Annotated in this window: 21 protein-coding genes; 8 read left to right on the top strand and 13 right to left on the bottom strand. The window is 38.6% G+C overall.

Annotated elements, in window-relative coordinates:
* Positions 1–89: 89 nt before the first annotated feature.
* Together ACM03V_RS05010 and ACM03V_RS05005 are read right to left on the bottom strand one after the other, a co-directional pair.
* Positions 90–2,645, bottom strand: coding sequence for a TonB-dependent receptor domain-containing protein (locus tag ACM03V_RS05010; RefSeq protein WP_414619658.1), 2,556 nt, complete (start codon positions 2,643–2,645; stop codon positions 90–92).
* 150 nt (positions 2,646–2,795) lie between these two features.
* Positions 2,796–5,021, bottom strand: a complete 2,226-nt coding sequence (locus ACM03V_RS05005; protein WP_414619657.1) for a TonB-dependent receptor — start codon at positions 5,019–5,021, stop codon at positions 2,796–2,798.
* Between the two features lie 275 nt (positions 5,022–5,296).
* On the opposite strand from ACM03V_RS05005, the gene ACM03V_RS05000 reads away from it, so the two are divergent.
* Entirely contained in the window at positions 5,297–6,949 is a 1,653-nt protein-coding gene (locus ACM03V_RS05000; protein ID WP_414619656.1) for a caspase, EACC1-associated type, read from the top strand.
* 53 nt (positions 6,950–7,002) lie between these two features.
* Here ACM03V_RS05000 and ACM03V_RS04995 read toward each other — a convergent pair whose 3' ends face one another.
* From ACM03V_RS04995 to ACM03V_RS04945, 11 genes are all read right to left on the bottom strand, one after another.
* Entirely contained in the window at positions 7,003–7,233 is a 231-nt protein-coding gene (locus ACM03V_RS04995) for a hypothetical protein (RefSeq protein WP_414619655.1), read from the bottom strand.
* A gap of 3 nt (positions 7,234–7,236) precedes the next feature.
* Positions 7,237–7,470 (bottom strand): hypothetical protein, encoded by a 234-nt coding sequence (locus ACM03V_RS04990; protein WP_414619654.1) that lies wholly within the window; start codon positions 7,468–7,470, stop codon positions 7,237–7,239.
* A gap of 201 nt (positions 7,471–7,671) precedes the next feature.
* Positions 7,672–7,881 (bottom strand): hypothetical protein, encoded by a 210-nt coding sequence (locus ACM03V_RS04985; protein ID WP_414619653.1) that lies wholly within the window; start codon positions 7,879–7,881, stop codon positions 7,672–7,674.
* 69 nt (positions 7,882–7,950) lie between these two features.
* Positions 7,951–8,487 carry a (2Fe-2S) ferredoxin domain-containing protein gene (locus ACM03V_RS04980; protein WP_414619652.1) on the bottom strand — a complete coding sequence of 179 codons (537 nt, stop codon included), beginning with the start codon at positions 8,485–8,487 and terminating at the stop codon, positions 7,951–7,953.
* Between the two features lie 222 nt (positions 8,488–8,709).
* Positions 8,710–8,916 (bottom strand): putative nitrogen fixation protein NifT, encoded by a 207-nt coding sequence (gene nifT / locus ACM03V_RS04975; protein ID WP_414619651.1) that lies wholly within the window; start codon positions 8,914–8,916, stop codon positions 8,710–8,712.
* The gene (locus tag ACM03V_RS04970) at positions 8,897–9,190 is read right to left on the bottom strand and encodes a nitrogen fixation protein NifZ (RefSeq protein ID WP_414619650.1); all 294 of its coding nucleotides are present in this window, start codon (positions 9,188–9,190) and stop codon (positions 8,897–8,899) included. The genes nifT and ACM03V_RS04970 overlap by 20 nt, the downstream gene beginning before the upstream one ends.
* Positions 9,177–10,316, bottom strand: coding sequence for a homocitrate synthase (nifV, locus tag ACM03V_RS04965; protein ID WP_414619649.1), 1,140 nt, complete (start codon positions 10,314–10,316; stop codon positions 9,177–9,179). Before nifV ends, ACM03V_RS04970 begins: the two co-directional genes overlap by 14 nt.
* A gap of 546 nt (positions 10,317–10,862) precedes the next feature.
* Positions 10,863–11,063 (bottom strand): DUF2949 domain-containing protein, encoded by a 201-nt coding sequence (locus tag ACM03V_RS04960; RefSeq protein WP_414619648.1) that lies wholly within the window; start codon positions 11,061–11,063, stop codon positions 10,863–10,865.
* A gap of 178 nt (positions 11,064–11,241) precedes the next feature.
* Positions 11,242–11,484, bottom strand: a complete 243-nt coding sequence (locus tag ACM03V_RS04955; RefSeq protein ID WP_414619647.1) for an Asr1405/Asl0597 family protein — start codon at positions 11,482–11,484, stop codon at positions 11,242–11,244.
* A 2-nt stretch (positions 11,485–11,486) separates the two neighbouring features.
* Complete coding sequence (gene cysE / locus ACM03V_RS04950; protein ID WP_414619646.1) at positions 11,487–12,266, bottom strand: serine O-acetyltransferase; 780 nt, start codon at positions 12,264–12,266, stop codon at positions 11,487–11,489.
* Between the two features lie 579 nt (positions 12,267–12,845).
* Positions 12,846–13,790, bottom strand: a complete 945-nt coding sequence (locus ACM03V_RS04945; protein ID WP_414619645.1) for an NAD(P)-dependent alcohol dehydrogenase — start codon at positions 13,788–13,790, stop codon at positions 12,846–12,848.
* Positions 13,791–14,072: 282 nt separating this feature from the next.
* Between ACM03V_RS04945 and ACM03V_RS04940 the strand changes: the two genes are divergently transcribed.
* The 7 genes from ACM03V_RS04940 to xisF all read left to right on the top strand — a co-directional run bounded on the left by ACM03V_RS04940 (position 14,073) and on the right by xisF (position 21,473).
* Positions 14,073–14,276, top strand: a complete 204-nt coding sequence (locus ACM03V_RS04940) for a hypothetical protein (protein WP_414619644.1) — start codon at positions 14,073–14,075, stop codon at positions 14,274–14,276.
* A 466-nt stretch (positions 14,277–14,742) separates the two neighbouring features.
* Complete coding sequence (gene nifB, locus ACM03V_RS04935) at positions 14,743–16,215, top strand: nitrogenase cofactor biosynthesis protein NifB (RefSeq protein ID WP_414619812.1); 1,473 nt, start codon at positions 14,743–14,745, stop codon at positions 16,213–16,215.
* A 107-nt stretch (positions 16,216–16,322) separates the two neighbouring features.
* Positions 16,323–16,652, top strand: a complete 330-nt coding sequence (locus ACM03V_RS04930; protein ID WP_414619643.1) for a DUF362 domain-containing protein — start codon at positions 16,323–16,325, stop codon at positions 16,650–16,652.
* 155 nt (positions 16,653–16,807) lie between these two features.
* Entirely contained in the window at positions 16,808–18,016 is a 1,209-nt protein-coding gene (nifS, locus tag ACM03V_RS04925) for a cysteine desulfurase NifS (RefSeq protein ID WP_414619642.1), read from the top strand.
* Between the two features lie 119 nt (positions 18,017–18,135).
* Entirely contained in the window at positions 18,136–19,035 is a 900-nt protein-coding gene (gene nifU, locus ACM03V_RS04920; RefSeq protein ID WP_414619641.1) for a Fe-S cluster assembly protein NifU, read from the top strand.
* Positions 19,036–19,249: 214 nt separating this feature from the next.
* Positions 19,250–20,164, top strand: coding sequence for a nitrogenase iron protein (gene nifH, locus ACM03V_RS04915; protein WP_414619640.1), 915 nt, complete (start codon positions 19,250–19,252; stop codon positions 20,162–20,164).
* Positions 20,100–21,473 carry a fdxN element excision recombinase XisF gene (gene xisF / locus ACM03V_RS04910; RefSeq protein ID WP_414619639.1) on the top strand — a complete coding sequence of 458 codons (1,374 nt, stop codon included), beginning with the start codon at positions 20,100–20,102 and terminating at the stop codon, positions 21,471–21,473. Before nifH ends, xisF begins: the two co-directional genes overlap by 65 nt.
* The last annotated feature ends 331 nt before the right edge of the window (positions 21,474–21,804 follow it).

The raw sequence follows: 21,804 nt of genomic DNA, 5'->3' as shown, positions 1-21,804 counted from the left end.
AATTTAGCTCGAATAGGCTCGTAGTAGCGCTTTAGCGCCTCCGAATTCCGAATCATGAGGCGCTAAAGCGCTACTACAAACAATGAATATTACAATGTCGCTTTAAATTGGACTCCGTATGTAACCGGATCTCCAAATCCTGCGGTTCCGTCTGGTACTGGAAATAAGAAGCCAGAGGTAATATAGCGAGTATCAAATAGGTTATTGGCATATAAATAAATGCCGTATTTTTCGGCTTCGTAACCAATACGAGCATTTACGAGAAGGTAAGGTTCTTGCTTGATTTGATTATCATCATCAAAATAAGTGATACCATAACCGCTCAATCCAGCACGAGCAAATAAGCCTCCTTGACTGCGATATTGTGCGGCTAAATTATAGGTAAATTGCGGTACAAAAGGAACTTGATTGTCGCTTAAATCTACTCCGGTATCTGAGTTTAAATAGTTTTTGTATTTGCTATCTACATAACCAACTGATGCAATTAAATCTAATCCTCTAGCCGGTTTTGCTTTTAATTCAAATTCAACGCCAGTGGCTTTGAGATCGATATTACTCACACTTCCAAAAAATCCACTTTCGTCAAATTGCAATACTTGATAGTCATTTACATCGTTATGAAATACCGATAAGTTGGCAATCAAACGATTATCCAACCAAGAAGATTTTAAACCCGCTTCGTAACTCCAGGTTTTTTCTTCTCCAAATCGCAATTCTGCTTCACTACCAGCACGGTAATTTAATCCACCAGGTCTATAACCTTTGGCAATTGTGGTATAAGCCATTAAGTTGGGATTAAGTTGATATTTCAAACCAAAACGGGGAATCAATTCATCATTACTGACTTTTTCATCTGTAAATTCCGGACGCAATGGAGTTAAACTACCGTTAGCACCTATCGATTCATAGCTACTATCTGAAGATGCATCGGAAGTTTCGTAACGCAAACCGGCAAATACGGTTAATGGTTCGATGGGTTTGTAATCTACCTGCCCAAATACTGCATAGGTTGTCCGAGAATCGTCTCCAAAACGTCGAAATCGTCCAAATTCGGGAAAATCGGTTTGAGCATCATCAACTTTAAAGTCGCGAGATTCGTAGTAACCACCTAATAACCATTGAAAACGCTCGGCTGTTTCCGGAGATTGGAAGCGTAATTCCTGCGTCCATGTTGTTGAGTTAATATCATCAATAATCTGTACCGCTCCCGTGTTTCCAGGAACTACGTTTTCCTGACGGCTATAACGACGTGCTGTAATTGAAGTTGCTCGAAAACCTTCACCGTCATATCCAATTTTCACGGATTGAGTATTAGTACTGAGCTTATTAAAACCTTCAGTCTCTAAATTAACCTCGAATGGATATTCAGGATTAATGGTGTTGTAAGTCGGATTTCCATCATCCGTAAAGCTGTTATAGCTATTAAAAGATACCTTCCAATCCAATGTTGGTGTCCATGAAAGTTGCGCTCTGCCTGCAAATCGCGCTCTTTCACCTATTTTTTCACCCGTAGCCAGATTTTCAATAAATCCATCTTGTCCCTTATAAGCTCCAGCAATTCGCAATGCTAATTTATCCTCAACCAAAGCATCGTTAAGAGAAAATTCTAATTCGCGATAGTTATATTTTCCGTAACCCAAACCAAATGTGACTTCTGGTTCAAAAGTTGCTTGACGAGAAATAACGTTAACTACACCAGCCGAACTATTTTTACCATAAAGAGTACTTTGAGATCCTCTGAGTACTTCTATCCTTTCTAAGTCAGTAAAAGCTAAGTCTAAAAAGCCGTTATAGTCAACTGGAATATCGTCAATATAAAAAGCTACGCTATCCTGAGCGGTAAGAAAATTCGCATTATTTATTCCCCGCATACTGTAGTTACTAAATTCAGTACCACCCGAAGATGTGGGAGCAAAGCTAAAGTTAGGGGTATTTTCAGCAATATCTTGAAAAGAATCAATTTGAGCATCTTCGATTTGCTGTTGACGAATTACAGTCAAACTCAAAGGAATTTCTTGTTCTTCTTCCGGTCGTTTTTGTGCTGTAACGGTAAGTTCGATATCCGCTCTGGGAGAAGAATCTAAGCTGAGAATTAGTCGGCGATCGCCATTTACAAAGTTTGCAGTTGGCGCATTTGTTACTCCAGTTATTCGTATTTGTACTTTATTATCTAACTGCCTCACGGTAATTGAAGCAATCCCTTCTACGGGATTATTTTCCCCAAATCCACCATCGGGAATCAATACCGCATTCGGAATATCTGCAATTAAAGTATTACCTTCTGTTTTTGTCGTCGGTGGTAATAAATCTCCTTGTGGTGTTTCTAAAATAACTTCCAAACCATTGTCTGTTGTTTGTAATCTTACACTCGTTATCTGGACAATTACAGCAGTTGTATTTTCCTGTGTCAGCAGATAAGAAGCGCTGGTTTTTGGAAATTGAATTTCACTTAGAGGAATATTTGAAGAAGCTTTATCTTTAATGTTATCTATCTTAGTCTGCTCTACTTGTGCTAAAGCTGGTTGAGATAGCACTAAAAAAAATATACCTAATATTCCTGCGTACCAAAATTTCAACTTCAAAACATCCTCACACAACACTAAATAAGTAAATATATAAATATAGACAAAAAGAAATTGCAGCATTATTCACAATGCCACAATCTATACTTTAAGTAGTATTATTCACTTCTTAAATACCTGTGTCAAACGACAGCCTGTCAAACAAGGATTTAGGAATTAATATTAGTTTTGATGTTTAAGGGTAGGTAAAAATAAAAGAGTACAAAAATAAAACTAAAATTTTGCTTTAATTTGTATACCATACATCGCGGGGTTGCCAAATTCTGCGGTTCCATCTGGTACGGGGAATATATATCCCGAAGTCAGGTAGCGAGTATCAAATAAGTTATTTGCATATAGATAAATGCCGTATTTTTCAGCTTCATAACCGATACGAGCATTTACCAAAGCGTATGGTTCTTGCTTGATTGTATTATCATCATCAAAGTAAGTCAGACCATAACCGCGCAATTCTGCACGTGCGTATAAACCTCCCGAAGTACGATATTGAGCGGCTAAATTATAGGTAAATTCCGGTAGAAAAGGAACTCGATTACCACTTAAATCTATACCAGTTTCTGTATTTATATAGTTTTCGTATTTACTGTTCGCATAACCAGCTGATGCAATTAAATCAAGTCCAGGTGTTGGTTTTGCTATTAGTTGAAATTGAACTCCAGTCGCTTTTAAATCAATATTATTAATATCACCTAATATTCCGTTTTGATCAAACTGCAATACTTGATAGTCATTTATATCTTTGTGGAAGAATGACAAACCAGCAATCAAATAACCATTCAGCCAAATTGATTGTAAACCAACTACGTAACTCCAAGCTTTTTCTTCTGCAAATTGTAGGGTATCTTCAATATCGGCACCGTAATTTAATCCACCCGGTCTATAACCTTTGGCAATATTAGCGTATCCTATTATGTTAGGACTGAGTTGATATTTCAAACTGAAGCTAGGAATCAATTCCTCATCGCTGACTTTTGCATCTTCAATATCTGAACGAATTGGACTCAAACTACCGTCAGGATTTACTAAATCATAAGTACTATCTAAAGATGCATTGCTAGATTCGTAACGCAAACCAGCAGACAGGGTTAATGGCTCGATAGGTTTGTAATCTAACTGTCCAAATACCGCATAAGTTTGGCGAGAATCTTCTCCGAAACGTCGAACTTTTGGCATTCCTGGAAGGTCAACTCGAGCATCATCAACGATATAATCCTGATATTCGTAGTAAGCACCTAATAACCATTGAAAATTTTTAGCACTTTCGGGAGATTGGAAGCGTAATTCCTGCGTCCATAATTTTAGTGTCAAATCATCAATAGTCTGTGTCGCTCCTGTAGTTCCAGGAAGCAGAAATGCTTGCTGACTAAAACGACGGGCTGTAATTGATGTTGCTCGAAAACCTTTACCTTTGTAACCAACTTTCAAAGCTTGGGTATTTGTACTGTACTTATTGTACCCCTCGGTATTTATATCAACCTCGAATGGTTCGGAAGGATTAAGTTTGTTGAAAGCGGGATGCCCATCGTCTATAAAGGTGTTGTAGCTATTAAAAGATATTTTCCAATCTGATGTAGGTGTCCATAAAAGCTGTCCTCGTGCTGCAAATCGCGCTCTTTCACCTATTTTTTCATCTGTAGCGATGTTTTCAATAAATCCATTTTGCCCTTTATAAACTCCAGCAATTCGCAACGCTAGTTTATCTTCAACCAAAGCATCATTCAGAGAAAATTGCAGTTCGCGGCTATTATATTTACCATAGCTTGCGCCAACTATAACTTCTGGTTCTGAATTCGCTTGACGAGGAATAGCATTAACTACACCCCCAGAACTATTTTTACCAATTATACTACTTTGAGGAGTTCCCAGTACTTGTACTCTGTCTAATTCAGGAGAAGAGAGAAGAAAGAGGTTATTATAGTCAACTGGAATATCATCGATATAAAAAGCTACTCTATCTTGAGGGGTAAGAAATTTGGGGTTATTCAATCCCTGCATAATAATATAGTTACTTAACTCATTACCCCGCTCATACTTTGGCGAATAGTTATATTTAGCAATTTTTTTAGCGATTTCTTCTAAATAATTGATTAAAAACTCTCTGACTTCCTCATCGGAAATCGCGGTTGAACTTAAGGGTAGCTCCTGCTCTTGAGTTAGTTTTTGTGCCGTAACGGTGGGTTCGATGTCTGAAGAGGGGATTAAACCTAAGTTAAAGAAATTACTATCGCTGTTTGCGAACATTTCTGTTAGCGCTGCTTGGACTTTGTTATTATTTAATTGAGAAGTATTTGAAGTTAATTTTTCAGTATTTTTAGAAACCAAATTTTCTTTTTTATCGAGATCGATTTGTTTCTCTGTAAGATTTTCTTGAGCAACACTAGGTTGAGCTAGTACGAAACAAAATACACTTATGAAGAGTGTGTAGAAGAACTGTTTCATATTCAAATTACTAATTTTTATTACTAAAGAGAATATAGTCCTATGTCGGACATTCTTTAGTAGCTAATCATATTCATAAGACTTACGATATTGTTATAATTGTTTGTTGGTGCGTGACGCTAAAATAGTCATTGCTACGTTTGAGCAAGTAATAAAATTTTTGGATTAATCTGCTCTATGTCATCGATATACGTTGGAGTTCCCAAACCTCTAGCTAAAGGAATTCTGTAAAATTATTGTATATTTAGATATAAACGTTTGTATCGGCAAGCAAGATGGCAAAATACGCATTGCTCATCGGAGTTAGCGATTATGAATCAAACAAAATAAATTCCTTACCTGGTGTCCGTAAAGACATTGAAGCAATGCAACGGATTTTACAGCAACCTGAGATAGGTGGCTTTAATGATGTAGAGCTTTTAACCGATCCAAATAGCGGAACTATTCAGTCAGCAATCCAGCGTTTATTTATTGAAAAATGCCAGGAAGATGATATCGCTTTGCTATATTTTTCTGGACATGGCTGGAGAGATGCAAATAGATTTTTATATTTTCTGAGTAACAACAGTAGAGTTTATTCTCAAAATCAAGTATTAGATGCGGTATCTGCTAGATTTATTCAGGAAGAATGCATGAACCGCAGTCAAGCTGGACGACAGGTGTTAATTCTAGATTGTTGTTTTAGCGGTGCTTTTGCGGAAGGGATGAGCGCAAAAGATTTAGAAATTGAAACAGTTGATCTTGCTGGACAATTGGGTGGTGAAGGTAGAGCGATTTTAACTTCTTCTACAGCGACACAAGTTTCCTTTGAAGATGGAATTGGGGGAGGAATTTATACTCGTCATTTAGTAGAGGGAATTGAAAAGGGTGCAGCGGATACAGATAATGATGGTGTAATTACAGTCGCGGAGCTAGATGAATATGCAAAACGCAAGGTCCAAGAAGCAAAACCCGCGATGAAACCGGAAATCTTCGCAGTGCGGGAAGGTTATACAATTAAGTTGGCTCAAGCTCCCGTTGATGATAACAAGTTAAAATATCGTCAGGAAGTAGAGCTTTGCGTTAAAAATGATGCTTTTTTACTCGAAAAAAATCGTTTTAAAAGAATTGCACGTAACCATCTAAATTTTAAACAACAAGAATTTCCATTAAATCCAGAAGAAGCAAAAGCAGTAGAAGAGGAAGTTCTTCAGCCAATTAGAGAATTTCAATTAAGTTTGCAAAAATACGAGCAAAATTTGCTAGAAGCATTAGAAGATGAACCTGTTCTGAGTGATGGAAGTTGGAATATTTTAAAACGCTTTCAGGAAAGTCTTAAACTACGGGATCAAGATGTTCAACCAATACATGAAAAGCTGAATATTATTAACCAAAATAATCCTAACCCTCCTTCTTTAAAACAGAAATATAAGAATAATTATCAGGATGATTTAGTTTCCGAAAAAGGCGTAGATTATACCCCATTGAGAAATTTACTCAAAGCGAAAAACTGGCGAGAAGCAGATCAAGAAACAGAAAGAGTAATGCTTAAAGTCGCTAACCGAGAAGAAGCTGGCTACCTAGATGTTAATTCAATTAATAACTTTCCTTGCGCTGACCTTCGCACTATTGACCAACTATGGGTAAAATACAGCAATGGACACTTTGGATTTAGCGTGCAGAAGCGCATTTATCAGAGCCTCGGTGGAACAAAAAAATACGACAAAAAAATTTGGGAAGCTTTCGGCGATCGCGTAGGTTGGAGAAAGGAGGACAACTGGTTGCACTATAATGATATTACTTTTACACTGACAGCACCAGAAGCCCACCTCCCGGTGCAGATCGAAATGAGAGGGAGTTTATGGGAAGGGGAAGGGTTAGGATTTTTGTATTGGAGGTGGGGAGGATGTGAGAGTTTTTTGAAGAGTATAGAGTTTTTTGGTGGTTGATTTTGTGTTTTTCTTCTCTCGCGTCGAGACTTGTAAAATGTAACATATAAGGGTTACAGATTTTTATTAATATTTGTAAACGAATCATTTTCCACGAAGTCTTGCGGGTTCTGGGTTTCCGATACCTGGCACCGGGAATTAGAATTATCGCCCATCGGTGTTTTTTGTTTTTGTAGTATGTCCCCTGCAACTTTTTGGTTATAGCAATTTGCAAAAATGAATTTGGTTGCGACTTCTTCGACTTCTTCGTTTTTAGCTTCCCAGTTATCCCAAGGTAAGCGCATTTGTCAGGGGGAAGATTTTTTGCGTTTTCCCTTTGTTTTTAATCCTGTTAGTAACTTGCTTCCCCAGGAGTTGCGATTTTCTGCTTTAGGTTTAGGACGATATTTTTTGCAAAAACCGCGATATTTCCTCGCACATTCTTCTAAAGTATTTCCCAAGGATAGAAAAGCTGGATGCCATTGGGTAATGCCATCATCGCTTAATCTGTCATGGGTAAGTAGGTGAGCGTAATTAAACATAACTGTGTTTTGTCATTGCGAGGAGGCACGACGAAGCAATCCCAGCCGTTTCGAGCTTTTTACTTTTCGTTACATACAGCGGTTTCCTCTGTTATGAGGTACAGTCCAATCTTCTTAGTTTTAGACTTCTGCCTTCTGCCTTAAAGTAAGGTGTACCTCATAACACCGGGAAGTGCTGTAGTTGGTTTTATTTCTGCGGACTTACTTACCATAATTACTAAAATCATAAAAAAACCCTTGTTGGACACCCGCAGCTTTTGGGTTTGCATGGATATAACGCAAAGTATTTAAAGCTCTTTTGGTATCTGTATTCGCAAAACCCGTACTGTGATAACGCTTTTCCCAAAAATGACCAGTACGGTTGAGAATGCGGTTAAAACACATTGCCGTATACCAATTATATTTAAACACTGTAAAAGACGTAGCACTGCTACGTCTCTACATGAGCTATTTATTTTTGCAGAAAATTCTAGATTAAATTTAGCCTAAATGATTCTCTAACATCTGAGCGATCGCTTCAGGATTAATCTTTCTATATTCTTTTTTACCTAATTTCAATACGCAATTAGACGAACTGCAACATTTCAAACAGCCAGTATGCTCGATCGCAACTTTGTCATAAAGTCCTTTTTCGCGCAAAATCTTTTCTAATTCTGGTAATACATTTTGACTGTTTCTTTTGCGGCAACCCGACTTTTTACATACTAAAATCTTGGGTTTACTTTTAGTTTCCATGTTTTGTTTGGGACAGGTTTCTATTGGTTTTATTCCATATACTTTTAATTTTGTTTTTCCTGTACGTAAATTTAATTTGTTAACTCCGAAAACATTTATTTGTTTTCCAGGTTGTAAAAATGAAGCTGCTGATTCTCGTAATATTTTCGGAAGTTTAAGCTTGATTTCTCCATTCTGAGTTATCAGTTTTAAATATTTAGGCTTTTTCAGATTATCTCCATCAAAACCAATAAATTCACCTTTCAAATTAAATTCGGATAAAGTTCGGTAATTATCAACCATTTCGATTTTGGATTTTGGATTTTAACAACGGATGCTTTTGTTTTAGATTTTGGATTATGCATTTTCATTTTTTAGGATTTACAACATGAGGGTAGATTTTTGATTTAATTCTAAAATCTACTTAAAAAATAGGAGTGCGGGAATTAGGAATTAATATTAGAAATTAGAAACTCTGATTCCCCTTATCTCCTTATCTCTCATAAAAATTACTTTTAAATAAAATTATGATGAAAGTCTTTTCGCTTCTACAGTTTTAGGTAAGTCTTGCATATCTGGCATATCAGGAAATTCTAATTCCCAACCGTTTGCTAGTGTCAAAACTTTACCACCTTCCCCATCTTCTTGCTTAACAACTTCTTCTTCTAAGTCTTTTTTCGGAACATATACGACTAAAACACCGGCACCGTTTTTACGTAGCATTACTTTCACTTTGATCCCCTCTTTCTATAAGTTCTAATTCTTCTTTTCGACAACCTATGACAATATCCTTATCCATGAAGCGGATTGCATAAATATAAGCTCTCTGTAAATAGGTGCCTATACTTATCACATAACCCTCTTCTCCGACATCAATTAAAACTTCTCCTAATTTTTTACCGGGATAAGTACCGTCGTTTTTAATTAGGCTGGTAATTCTAACTTTATCGGCAAGCTCGTAAATTGGTGGTAAATCAAGTTCTAATTCTTCTTCATCTGATGGCATGGGAATATCTACCGCTTTGTACTAAATCTAATACCTCTTGAGTAGTAAGGCTGCGTTTTTTCTGTACCGACTCTTGACGTACTGCATCTAAAACAGATTTGGTTTCCTCTGAGTTAAGCTTGATTCCATGCTCACCTAAAACTTGAGTTACCGCGTGTCTGCCAGAATGTTTACCTACTACTACACGTCTTTCCCAACCAACTTCTTCGGGGCTGAATGGCTCGTAAGTTGTTGGGTTTTGCAATACACTATGAGCGTGGATACCTGATTCGTGTGCAAAAGTATTTTCGCCGACGATTGCTTTCCAAGGTGGTACGTTAGAACAAGATGCAGTTGCTACCAGCCGAGATAAATCGAGCAATTTTCGAGTATCGATACCTACATCCAAGCCGTAAATGCGTTTTAAAGCCATGACAACTTCTTCTAAAGCTGCATTTCCAGCCCTTTCTCCCAAGCCATTTACCGTGGTATTCGCTGTTAAACACCCTGCTTCGATACCAGCAAGAGCGTTAGCTGTCGCTAAACCAAAATCATTGTGAGTGTGGATTTCCGCAGGAATCGATAGCGATTCTACCAGCTTCTTAACTCGATGATAGGTAGCGAAAGGATCGAGAATTCCTACCGTATCGCAGAAACGGAACCTCGAAGCACCCAATTCCTGAGCAAATAAAGCTACATCTAATAGGAAATTATGATCGGCTCTCGAAGCATCTTCTCCACCGACTGAAACCCAAAGTCCATTATCTAAGGCGAAGTTAACGCTGTCTCTAAGCTGTTGTAGAGTAATGCGCCATTGCCCCTGAAACTTAGTGCTGATTTGAACTCCGGAAACAGGAATGCAAATATGTACCCGCTTCAATCCACAAGCCATAGAAGCCTGTATATCTGAGATTACAGCACGATTCCAAGCTAGGAGTTTTGCTCGCAAATTCAACTCACCAATTGCTCTAATAGCCCGCGTTTCTTCCTTGCCCATTGCTGGAATACCGACTTCTATTTCATGTACTCCAACAGCATCAAGAAACTTAGCGATCGCAACTTTTTCTTCTAAATTGAAAGCAACACCTGCGGCTTGTTCGCCATCGCGCAGTGTTGTGTCATTAATTAAGACAGCTGGTTGATTCATCTGTGAAAAATACCTCTATGGGATTTTTTTTAACTCCCCTGAACGATCTTGGTTTTAACTTAAAATAAATATTAGTAAACGGCAGTGGCAAGGAACGAATCATTTTGATAAATTATGAAATATGATAAATCATGATTATAATTATCATAATTTTCTGGCATTCCACATTCATCCTTGATTATTCTTACTCAATAAACCGAGTCTTTCTGTATGAGAAAGAACTAGAATTTGGTATAAACTAACAATTTTATTCACCCGGAAGATTTTGGATTTATTCGAGTAACATCGAGCTACAGTAATTTGTCGTTAATGTGGTAAAAATTAATAGACTAATTCCATAAATTAAGGTAGTAAACATAATATTTGGTAATGGGTAATGGGGAATGAGTAATTGGTAAATTAATCGAAATACTTAGATTTATGAATAAAATTACAGATAAATGTAACTTTTTTCTAAAACAGATTTTGTAATTACTGAAAAATAATATTCTTTTTTAGTTATTTCTGTTTGCGGTAAATACACGATTAAACGGAGTTATAAGTATTTCAATTTTGTGAATCTAACCAATCAAAAATTTTTTCTAGCTGCTCTATATCAATTAAACCATACTGCCAAAGCAGCATTGGTAACGGTCCTTTATCTAACCTGCTTTTTCGCACTGCTACAGCAATATCACAATTAGTTAGTAAAAGCTCCTTTTTTAAGAAATTGATAAATTTGGTATCGCTGTGAGGTGTTAGCATCATAGAACAACAAACCTCTATAATTAATATATTCACGGCTTAGTTTAACGGACTATTTTTATCGTAAATGGAAACCTTGTTACCTACCTTTTATATCTCAGGAAACCTTCATCGCTAAACTTGGTTTTCCTAGATGGTTTATATTTTTTGTCACAGTATAAACCAGGTAGGTAAAAAGTAATTAATAATGCCAACATCTTTCCAGCCAATTGATTAATGACCGGCGCGATGCTGTAAATTGAATCACGGTAGAATGAAGCAGAATTGCCGCAATCCAATTATTTATTTGTACTTGCAACGAACCATCCTCGCTACAACAGCAGGGAATATTTAACTCTTGCAAGCGATGGTAAATTTGCCAGCGTTGATGATAGGGAACGTGGACTATTTGATGCAGAACATTAAAACCATCGGGCGGTAACATTATCAACCTTCCTTGGTCAAAATTTCTTTTTTTGGTGCATCAATATTCAGGTTTTGATTTAAGTTTTGCAACCCATCCTCTAGTTGTTCTACCCGTTGCACCAACGAGCAAATTACGGTAGCCTCTAAATCTGGAAGCTTTCCATGTTCCAAAGGTGACAGACTAATATCCTGCTCTCTTGAAATTGGATGGCCTGGTATTCCCATAACCGTAGAGCCTGAAGAAACATCTCGCAACACAACCGAACCCGCTCCTACACGAACGCGATCGCCAATGTGAATGTTGCCCAAAACCGAAGCACCAGCACCGACGACAACGTTTTTACCGATAGTCGGATGGCGTTTTCCCGATTGCTTACCAGTACCACCGAGAGTAACACCTTGATAAATCAACGTGTAGTCTCCGACGATAGCAGTTTCACCTATGACTACTCCCATACCGTGATCGATAAATACACCTTTGCCAATTTGTGCGCCGGGGTGAATTTCAATTCCACTGAAAAATCGTCCGAGATGGGAAATCAAACGAGGAATCAAACTAATTTTGCGACGGTATAGCCAACGAGCTAAACGATGCAAACATAAAGCGTGAAATCCTGGATAGCAGAATAAAACCTCTAACCAGTTACGTGCTGCTGGATCGCGCTCGAAAATAATGCGAAAATCATGGCGTAGAAGCGTTATGAAATTTGCTTCAGATTGATTTTCGCTTACAGAGGTGTTTGCACCATCTGCGTTTTCTGCGAATTGATATTTACTGATACGTTCATCCGATTCTGGCATCGGTAATATCTAAATTATTTAAGCTAAGCTGCTATTTTCTGCTTATATCAGATGACATTGTTAATACTAGTTGTGGCAGTCTCGATTGAATTTATTGAATTTTATTAATTTTGTACTCACCAGGCTCTATCCCTTATTCTAAAATGACTTCAATATATTTAAGGGGTATGGGGACTGGTATTTATAGGTAACAGGTTCTAGTATTTATTAGTTAAAGGTACAATTATTTTTGTACTCATAGCAATACCTTTATGCAGCAATAGTTTGAAGCGGTTTTGATTAAAAATATGTAACTATAAAGCAGCAATTAAAATGTACTCAAAAATATCAATTGTCAAGCTACATATTGCAGCTTTTTGTATATGCAGTTACCGTCTTATTATATTGCGAAGAATATAAGAGCAAACCACTTATTTATATTTATTTTAGATTTTGTTTATGCTTAACAATAATAGAACTCGTAGGTTGGGTTAAAGGCACACAAATAATGTATGTTAATGTGAAAAGTTTACAAGCGGCTTCAACCCAACATCAACGTTTTGATTTCAAACGGATTAACTGATATGGATGATTAAAAATTTAAGAGATATTACGAATCACAATCTTACCTTTGGCTCTCTCGCTTTCACTATATATATGAGCTGCTGCTAATTCTTTTAAAAGATAAGTGCAGTCAATAACCACTCGCAGTTTACCCGCATCAATTAATTCGTTGAGATAAAGTAAATCGGCAGTGTTGGGTTGAGCAAGAATGAATTTAGCTTTTTGACTGCCGAAGATTGTTGTTAGGGCGATCGCCACAATATTTTGTAAATTCGGCAAAGTTGTAATATAGATGCCGTTGGATTTAAGGACTTTTTTACAGTTATCAAAAGTCTGCTTACCAACTGCATCGAAAACAATATCGTACTGCACCTGATTTTTGGTAAAGTCATGAGTCGTGTAGTCAATAGTCAAATCGGCTCCAAGTGACTTAACAAAATCTAGGTTTTTACTGCTGCAAACTCCAGTAACTTCTGCTCCCAAAGCTTTAGCGATTTGGACTGCAAAAATACCCACTCCACCGGAAGCTCCATTAATAAGTACGCTTTGCGATGGCTTAAGGTTGCCTTTATCTCGTAGCGACTGTAAAGCGGTAAGGGCTGCGACGGGTAAAGCCGCTGCTTCTTCAAAGCTGATATTTTTTGATTTAGCAGCAGCAACTTTTTGCGGCACTGCTGCAATTTCTGCATAAGCGCCTCCAGGTACGCCAAGCGAGCCATAAATCTCATCTCCCACCTGGAAACCAGTGACTTGAGAACCCACTTGCAAAACAACTCCAGCTAAATCAAAACCCAGAATTATCGGAAATTTATTCCCGGTGATTACTTTGAGCATTCCCTTGCGAATCTTCCAATCAGCTGGATTAACGCCCGCAGCATGAACTTTCACTAACAATTCGTCGGGTTTGATGATTGGTGCTTCTACTTCTTCATACTTCAAGACATCGGCACTACCGTATTCGTAGATGACTACTGCTTTCATAATTGTTCCACCACCCTGAGTGAGCTATATTTCTCTAAATTTAGTTTGACATTTTTTCTTCCCGAACAGCGATTGCAATAACAAGCAAACTATGAGAATATAAGAAGAAATCCCAACTTATAGCAAATAATTCTCACTAACTGCAAAAAAGGGATTCGGCTTTATCTCTTGTGTAGTCTACTTCTGGGGCAATTCAGATGACTTTATGAAGCAAAAGTTAAGAAAATAGTATTTGCGTTTTCTGTTCAAAAAAAAGTGATATGTTAGTTACAGAATTGAGTTTTGCGTTCATCAGCCGAATTTCCAACTTTTAATTCTATATATGTAGAAGCGTTTCAAAAAGTAATTAAAGCGGTTTCGAGTACAGTAAAGTGGATGATGGTACGAATGCTGAAAATAGCTGAAACTCTTGCTAGTATTTGTTTTGAACCGAGTGCAGCAGTACTAGTACCTCGTTACATTAATACCAGAACCCCAGTGGAATAATACCAGTACCCCTACCCGAAAAAAAAAATTAAAACTTCATAACTCTTTGAGAGCAAGGGTTCTAAGATTTGAGTACAAAATTAATCAACTTAATAAATCCAAGGCGACGAGATTTTTAACCGAACGAAAAAGCGCCTGATATAACTTAGACATCGCCAAACACCAAGCGAGTCAAACACACATTCGACACGGTTGGTGAGTGGAGGGATGATGAGATAGCACCATGCCCTGTAAATAGAAGTCGCGGCGGTTAGTAGCTCGAAAAAGGTAATTCCAGTTATCTCAAGCGTTGACACACACCAGCCGAGAAACCGGGATTTTACCCCTCGATTAACTCACGCTCCAAAACGATAGCGAGTTTTTCGGGTAAAGCTCAAACCCGCCGTTACTTCGATTCCTGGGTTCAAGCAGTAGCGATGGCATCTCCCACTAGGCAATTTGTCCAGTGACTGAACGCGAAACCTTCATGACATCACCGTCTACACCAACAGGAATCTTCACCCCTTCCGAAAGCGAATCTACAGCTACACCAGCGAAAGCGAAAAAAGGTGGTTGTGGAACTGGCTGCGACGATAATAGCAGCCCCAGCATCGAAATCGATCAGAGAACAAAAGAGCGGATTGCAAAGCACCCTTGTTATAGCGAAGAGGCGCACCACCACTACGCTCGCATGCATGTAGCAGTAGCTCCTGCCTGCAACATTCAGTGTAATTACTGCAACCGGAAGTACGACTGTGCTAACGAAAGTCGTCCCGGAGTAGTTAGCGAATTACTCTCACCAGAAGAAGCAGCACAAAAAGTTCTGGTAGTTGCAGGTAAGATTCCTCAAATGACAGTGTTAGGAATCGCAGGTCCTGGGGACCCCTTAGCAAATCCGGATAAGACTTTTAGCACGTTTGAGCAGATTCATGCTCAAGCACCAGACATTAAATTGTGTCTATCAACCAACGGTTTGATGCTACCGGACTATGTAGATCGGATCAAGGAATTAAACGTTGACCATGTGACTATTACAATAAACATGGTTGACCCTGAAATCGGAGCAAAGATTTATCCTTGGGTTCACTACAAGCGCAAGCGTTACAGAGGAGTTGAAGGAGCAAGAATTCTGCACGAAAGACAGATGGAAGGTTTAGAACTCCTTCGCGAAGCAGATATTCTCTGTAAAATTAACTCTGTATTGATTCCAGGAGTTAACGACCATCATCTTCCCGAAGTAAACAAAGCTGTACGCGAACGAGGCGCATTTATTCACAATATTATGCCCTTGATTAGCGCTCCAGAACACGGTACTCACTTTGGTTTGACCGGACAACGCGGTCCTACTTCCAAAGAATTAAAAGAAGTACAAGACAAATGTTCTGGTAACATGAAAATGATGCGTCATTGTCGCCAGTGTCGTGCAGACGCAGTAGGATTATTAGGAGAAGACCGCAGCCAAGAATTTAGCAAAGAAAAATTCATGGAAATGACTCCAGAATATAATCTGGAGCAGCGTCAAGAAGTTCATCAAGGCATCGAGAAAAATATACAAGAACTCGAAGCAGCCAAAAAAGGACTTGAAACCTTCGATTTAGAACTTACTGGCGAAAAAATGTTGCTAGCAGTAGCAACCAAAGGTGGTGGTATAGTTAACCAACACTTTGGACACGCTAAAGAGTTTCAAATTTACGAAGTTGATGGTAGAAAAGCAGAATTCATCGGCCATCGCAAAGTTGACCACTTCTGTCAGGATGGATACGGTGAGGAAGCGACTTTAGAAAATATCATTAAAACACTTGCTGATTGTCGAGCAGTATTGGTTTCCAAAATTGGGGATTGTCCCAAAGAAGAACTTCAAAAAGCAGGAATAAAGGCTGTTGAAGCTTACGACGTAATTGATAAAGTTGCTTTAGAGTTTTACAAAAAAGAAGCAATTAATAATTCTTCTGATAATTAATAATTTAAGATTTTGGATTTTGGATTCAATCCAAAATCTTAAATCCAAAATCATTCATTACCCAATGCCATTACCTCAATTCAATTACATTAATAAAGCTGAAAAAAATGGCTTATACAATTACTAACAAATGTATTTCCTGTGATTTGTGTAAAACCATATGTCCCAGCAACGCAATTAAAATAGTTGGCGATCGCCCGTGGATTGACCCCGAACTTTGTACAAACTGCGTTGATAGTATTTATTCAGTACCTCAATGTAAAGCGGGTTGCCCCACATTTGACGGTTGCGTAGAAATAACATCCGATTACTGGGAAAACTGGTTTAAAAATTACAAAAATGTAATATCACAAGTTACTAATAAAACTGATTACTGGGAAAACTGGTTTAAGACTTATTCCCAGAAATACTCCGAACATAAAACAGTTAACAGTTAACAGTGAGCGGTGAGTCAGGTCAAAGGTTAGAGGTCTGCATATCAAAGGTTAGAAATTAATAATTATTTCTCCTTCTTCTATCCCCTCTACCCTTATTAATAAAACAGTAAAAAAAACACCGTTTATTCTGAAGTATTCTTAGAGATATTAAAATTATGCAAAAAGACTGTATTTACTTAGATAATAACGCTACTACTAAAGTAGATCCGCAAGTTGTAGAGGCAATGTTGCCCTACTTAAGCGAAAATTACGGCAATCCTTCGAGTATGCACACCTTTGGAGGAGGAGTCGGTAGAGCAGTAAAGCAAGCTAGAGAAAATGTTGCAGCTTTGCTTGGTGCAGAACCCTCTGAAATTGTCTTTAATAGTGGTGGAACAGAAGGAGATAACGCTGCTATCCGGGCTGCACTCCAAGCACAGCCTGATAAGCGACACATTATTACAACCCAGGTAGAACATCCCGCAGTACTTAACCTTTGCAAACTACTGCAAAAGCAAGGTTATAGAGTCACTTATCTTTCGGTGAATCGTCAGGGACAGCTAGATTTAAATGAATTAGAAGAAGCGCTGACTGATGATACCGTTTTGGTAAGCGTTATGTATGCTAATAACGAAACCGGCGTGATATTCCCGGTAGAAGAAGTTGGCAAGCGAGCTAAAAAATATGGCGCACTCTTTCATGTTGATGGAGTCCAGGCTGTAGGGAAAATTCCCGTTAATATGAAAGACAGCACGATTGATATGCTCACGCTTTCCGGTCATAAAATGCATTCACCCAAAGGAATTGGCGCACTATACGTGCGAAAGGGAGTCAGATTCCGTCCTTTGGTAATTGGCGGAGGGCAAGAGCGCGGCAGACGTGCGGGAACCGAAAACGTACCCGGAATCGTAGCTTTAGGTAAAGCTGCCGAACTCGAACTGTTACATTTAGAATCAGCCGGAAAAAGACAAAAAAGTTTACGCGATCGCCTAGAAAATGCTATAATAGAGTCAATTGGTGAATGTCAAATCAATGGTGGCGGAACGCAGAGATTACCTAACACTTCCAACATTGGTTTTAAGTATATCGAAGGCGAAGCAATCTTACTATTACTAAATCAGCACGGGATTTGTGCCTCAAGCGGTTCTGCTTGTAGTTCCGGTTCTTTAGAACCCTCTCACATCTTAAGATCGATGGGAATACCCTACACAATTTTGCACGGTTCTATTCGCTTTAGCCTTTCTCGTTACAATACAGATGCTGATATTGATGCAGTCTTAGAAGTATTACCCTCCATCGTAAGCCGTCTGCGCGAGCTATCACCCTTCAAAAACGATGATGCGGCTTGGCTCAAAGATCAAGAACAAGCATTGGCTCAACATTAAAAGTTTTGTTTTAGGAGTTAAGAGTGAGGAGTTAAAGAATTGATCCTACTCTCCCTAAAACTCCCACCTCCTCACGATTTATTATTCATAATTCACTACTCCGGAGCGAAAATACAGCTATGTGGGACTACACAGATAAAGTATTAGAATTCTTTTACAATCCAAAAAATCAGGGTGTTCTAGAAGATACAGGCGAAGCAGGAGTTAAACTTGCTGTCGGAGAAGTCGGTAGTATTGCTTGTGGCGACGCTTTGCGATTGCATCTCAAGGTAGACGAAGATACAAACAAAATCCTTGATGCTCGATTTCAAACATTTGGTTGCACAAGTGCGATCGCATCTTCGGAAGCTCTGGTAGAATTAGTAAAGGGCAAGACTGTAGATGAAGCCCTGAATATTTCTAACAAAGACATTGCAGAATTTTTAGGCGGACTACCTCAAGAAAAGATGCACTGCTCGGTAATGGGGCAAGAAGCCTTAGAAGCGGCAATCTCTAACTATAAAGGTATTCCGATTGCGGCTCATGATGAAGATGACGAAGGAGCTATCATCTGTACCTGCTTCGGCATCACCGAGCCTAAAATAAAACGTATTGTAAAAGAAAACAAGCTTACAACCGCAGAAGAAGTTACGAACTTCATTAAAGCTGGTGGCGGATGTGGAACTTGTTTGGCAACCATTGATGACATAATTATCGAAAACCAAAGAAATTCTCATTTTACCGCTCAGGAAACATCCAGCAACGGTAATACAAACGGCAAGATTAGCGAAAAACCGCTAACACCAGTGCAAAAAATAGCACTTATACAAAAAGTATTGGACGAAGAAATAAGACCCATTTTGATCGCCGATGGGGGAGATGTAGAACTTTACGACGTAGAAGGCGATACCGTAAAAGTAACACTTCAAGGCGCTTGCGGTTCCTGTTCTAGCAGCTTGGCAACTCTCAAAAATGCCATCGAAGCTAAATTAAAAGAACGTATCAGCGATAACATTACAGTTGAATCAGTAAGCAGTTAACAGATAGTAGAAAATCGATAAATATCTACTAATAACTAATAACTAATAACTAATAACTAACAAGCAACAACTAAAACATGAATCTACAGCAAATAGTTGTAGAGCGTGCGCCACCCGCGACGTTCTATAAGCAAGTCACCCTCCTCACAGGAGTGACAATTAGCAACAACCACTGCACCCACTCAATAAACCAATTAATCGCAGGAGAAAATAAATGACTGACGAAAATATCAGACAGATAGCCTTTTACGGAAAAGGTGGTATCGGTAAGTCCACCACATCTCAGAATACTCTTGCAGCAATGGCTGAGATGGGTAAAAGAATTATGATCGTAGGTTGCGATCCAAAAGCTGATTCCACTCGTTTGATGCTCCACTCCAAAGCACAAACAACCGTACTTAGCTTGGCTGCTGAGCGCGGTGCAGTAGAAGATTTAGAACTTGAAGAAGTAATGCTCGAAGGATTTCGCGGCGTTCGCTGCGTAGAATCCGGTGGTCCTGAGCCTGGTGTAGGTTGTGCAGGTCGTGGTATTATTACCTCCATTAACTTCTTGGAAGAAAATGGCGCTTACCAGGATTTAGATTTCGTATCTTATGACGTACTTGGTGACGTTGTATGTGGTGGATTCGCTATGCCTATCCGCGAAGGAAAAGCACAAGAAATCTACATCGTTACCTCTGGTGAAATGATGGCGATGTATGCAGCCAACAACATCGCTCGTGGTGTTCTCAAGTATGCCCACAGTGGTGGTGTACGTTTGGGCGGCTTGATTTGTAACAGCCGTAACGTTGATAGAGAAACCGACTTGATCGAAACTTTGGCTGCACGTTTGAACACCCAAATGATTCACTTCGTACCTCGCGACAACATTGTACAGCACGCTGAATTGCGTCGTATGACTGTTAACGAGTACGCTCCTGACAGCAAGCAAGCTAAAGAATACGCTACCTTAGCTGACAAAATCATCAACAACAAAAATCTCACCATTCCTACACCGAAAGAACGAACAACGCTATATATTTATGGTATGCTAGCCCTAGACTTGATTTCAGAGAGTGTGGCGTATGCGTGTTGGCTATGTTCGGGTGTCCACAGGGGAACAAGAGGAGGCGTTGATTCAGCAAACTGAGAGAATCAAAAAAGCAGGTGTTGCTATGATTTTCTCAGATGTTAAGTCTGGGAGATCCGATAACCGCACAGAATTTAACAAACTTTTAGAAGCTTGTCGCAATGGCGATATTTCAGAGATAGTTATTACCCGAATTGACCGATTAGCAAGGGCGATTGTCACAATTAATAAGGCGATCGCATTATTCAATGAAATGGGCATCAAGCTGATAATTCTGGATTCACCCGTTGATGATTTACAAAATCCGTTTGCTAAATTTTCGCTTAACCAGATGGGTGCATTAGCAGAATTTGAACTAGATTTACTTCAAAACCGAGTTAAGCACGGATACAATCACCTTCGCGAACAAGGTAAAGCTTCTCCACACGTACCCTTTGGATATAAGAGAATTGATGAAAAATACGCGCCTGACTTATCTTTGCATAAAGTAGGTAAAACTCATTGGGCGATCGCACATGAGATTATCAAATATTTGTTAGGCAATAAAAGCAGTATTAGAGGTACAATTCAATATTTTTTAAAAGAATACGATGTCAAGTTTTCTACTACGGGATTAACGAATTGGTTGCATAATCCGGTACTCAGAGGTCATACAAGGTATGGCGTGAAGAAGAATCGCAAAAATCCGGAAAATTGGGATATTAGATATAACACCCATGAACCGTTAATAACCAATGAAACTTACGAGCAAATACTTGCACTATTAGCAGAAAATAGTCGGCGCTGGGGAAGGAATTATAAGGGTAACAGTGAAATTGGTAAAGGTTTACTATCTGGTCAAATGTTTTGCGGCGACTGCGGAGGTAAGATGTATGCCCATAACAAGCCCTATATGCCGGTTTACTGTAAGAAGCGTGGAATGTATGGTTCGGATTTTTGCAAGAACAAGAAAACTATCCATCTAATAACCGTTATTGATACTGTAGATAAAGCGCTTACCGACAAGGCGATCGCACTAAAAGATTTTATGATCAGCAGCCAAGAACAAGCAAAACAACCAGAATCAGCGTCCGTTATTGAATTAAAGTCCTCGTTAAAAAACCTACAAAAATTACCTCCTAACGCAGCGATTGAGGAGGCGATTATAAAAATTAAATTACAGATACAGCAGCATCAGATCAATAATATTGACTCAACTACTTTTTTGGTAGAACAGCGAGAAGAATTTGTGCAGTTTTTTTCTGATGCCAGATTCTACAAAACTATGAAAGAGTCAGTAAAAAATAAATTATACAAAAAATTCATTAAGTCAGTGACAATATTAGGCGGCGAGGTTGTCGCTGTTGGTTTTGTTCAATTCCTTTACTGAATCTGGATTATTCATGATCTTTTTTAATGCTTCATCATCAAGATGTTTGAAACGTTTGAACAGCATTAGTTGTTCTAGTAATTCTTCCGCTAAAGTTTTCATTTGCTCCTGTTGCAATATTCACAGCAAAAATTAACTGATAAACTTATCAATACTAAAATAGTGGTTAATTAATTGTTGTGCTGTACTCTATAAACACAAAGAACGTTTTTAAAGTCCGGTCTTGCTAAGACGGTAAGTAAGTTTATAAGTAAGGATGGTGGCGCTTGCATCCTCTATAGAACCCATTTGACATCTTTTGGTATCTTGAAGTACATTTAATCCAAAAGCT

The organism is Calothrix sp. CCY 0018 (assembly GCF_963920925.1).
Taxonomy (GTDB): Bacteria; Cyanobacteriota; Cyanobacteriia; order Cyanobacteriales; family Nostocaceae; genus Rivularia.
The sequence above is the reverse complement of the archived record's forward strand: the minus strand, read 5'-3'. Positions and strand labels throughout refer to the sequence as shown.

What these genes read in the sequence shown, in the direction of transcription:
- ACM03V_RS05010 (WP_414619658.1), bottom strand. Translation starts at nt 2,645, where the DNA reads ATGCTGCAATTTCTTTTTGTCTATATTTATATATTTACTTATTTAGTG.
- ACM03V_RS05005 (WP_414619657.1), bottom strand. Translation starts at nt 5,021, where the DNA reads ATGAAACAGTTCTTCTACACACTCTTCATAAGTGTATTTTGTTTCGTA.
- ACM03V_RS05000 (WP_414619656.1), top strand. Translation starts at nt 5,297, where the DNA reads ATGGCAAAATACGCATTGCTCATCGGAGTTAGCGATTATGAATCAAAC.
- ACM03V_RS04995 (WP_414619655.1), bottom strand. Translation starts at nt 7,233, where the DNA reads ATGCGCTTACCTTGGGATAACTGGGAAGCTAAAAACGAAGAAGTCGAA.
- ACM03V_RS04990 (WP_414619654.1), bottom strand. Translation starts at nt 7,470, where the DNA reads ATGTTTAATTACGCTCACCTACTTACCCATGACAGATTAAGCGATGAT.
- ACM03V_RS04980 (WP_414619652.1), bottom strand. Translation starts at nt 8,487, where the DNA reads ATGGTTGATAATTACCGAACTTTATCCGAATTTAATTTGAAAGGTGAA.
- ACM03V_RS04970 (WP_414619650.1), bottom strand. Translation starts at nt 9,190, where the DNA reads ATGCCATCAGATGAAGAAGAATTAGAACTTGATTTACCACCAATTTAC.
- nifV (WP_414619649.1), bottom strand. Translation starts at nt 10,316, where the DNA reads ATGAATCAACCAGCTGTCTTAATTAATGACACAACACTGCGCGATGGC.
- ACM03V_RS04960 (WP_414619648.1), bottom strand. Translation starts at nt 11,063, where the DNA reads ATGATGCTAACACCTCACAGCGATACCAAATTTATCAATTTCTTAAAA.
- ACM03V_RS04955 (WP_414619647.1), bottom strand. Translation starts at nt 11,484, where the DNA reads ATGTTACCGCCCGATGGTTTTAATGTTCTGCATCAAATAGTCCACGTT.
- cysE (WP_414619646.1), bottom strand. Translation starts at nt 12,266, where the DNA reads ATGCCAGAATCGGATGAACGTATCAGTAAATATCAATTCGCAGAAAAC.
- ACM03V_RS04945 (WP_414619645.1), bottom strand. Translation starts at nt 13,790, where the DNA reads ATGAAAGCAGTAGTCATCTACGAATACGGTAGTGCCGATGTCTTGAAG.
- nifB (WP_414619812.1), top strand. Translation starts at nt 14,743, where the DNA reads ATGACATCACCGTCTACACCAACAGGAATCTTCACCCCTTCCGAAAGC.
- ACM03V_RS04930 (WP_414619643.1), top strand. Translation starts at nt 16,323, where the DNA reads ATGGCTTATACAATTACTAACAAATGTATTTCCTGTGATTTGTGTAAA.
- nifS (WP_414619642.1), top strand. Translation starts at nt 16,808, where the DNA reads ATGCAAAAAGACTGTATTTACTTAGATAATAACGCTACTACTAAAGTA.
- nifU (WP_414619641.1), top strand. Translation starts at nt 18,136, where the DNA reads ATGTGGGACTACACAGATAAAGTATTAGAATTCTTTTACAATCCAAAA.
- nifH (WP_414619640.1), top strand. Translation starts at nt 19,250, where the DNA reads ATGACTGACGAAAATATCAGACAGATAGCCTTTTACGGAAAAGGTGGT.
- xisF (WP_414619639.1), top strand. Translation starts at nt 20,100, where the DNA reads ATGCGTGTTGGCTATGTTCGGGTGTCCACAGGGGAACAAGAGGAGGCG.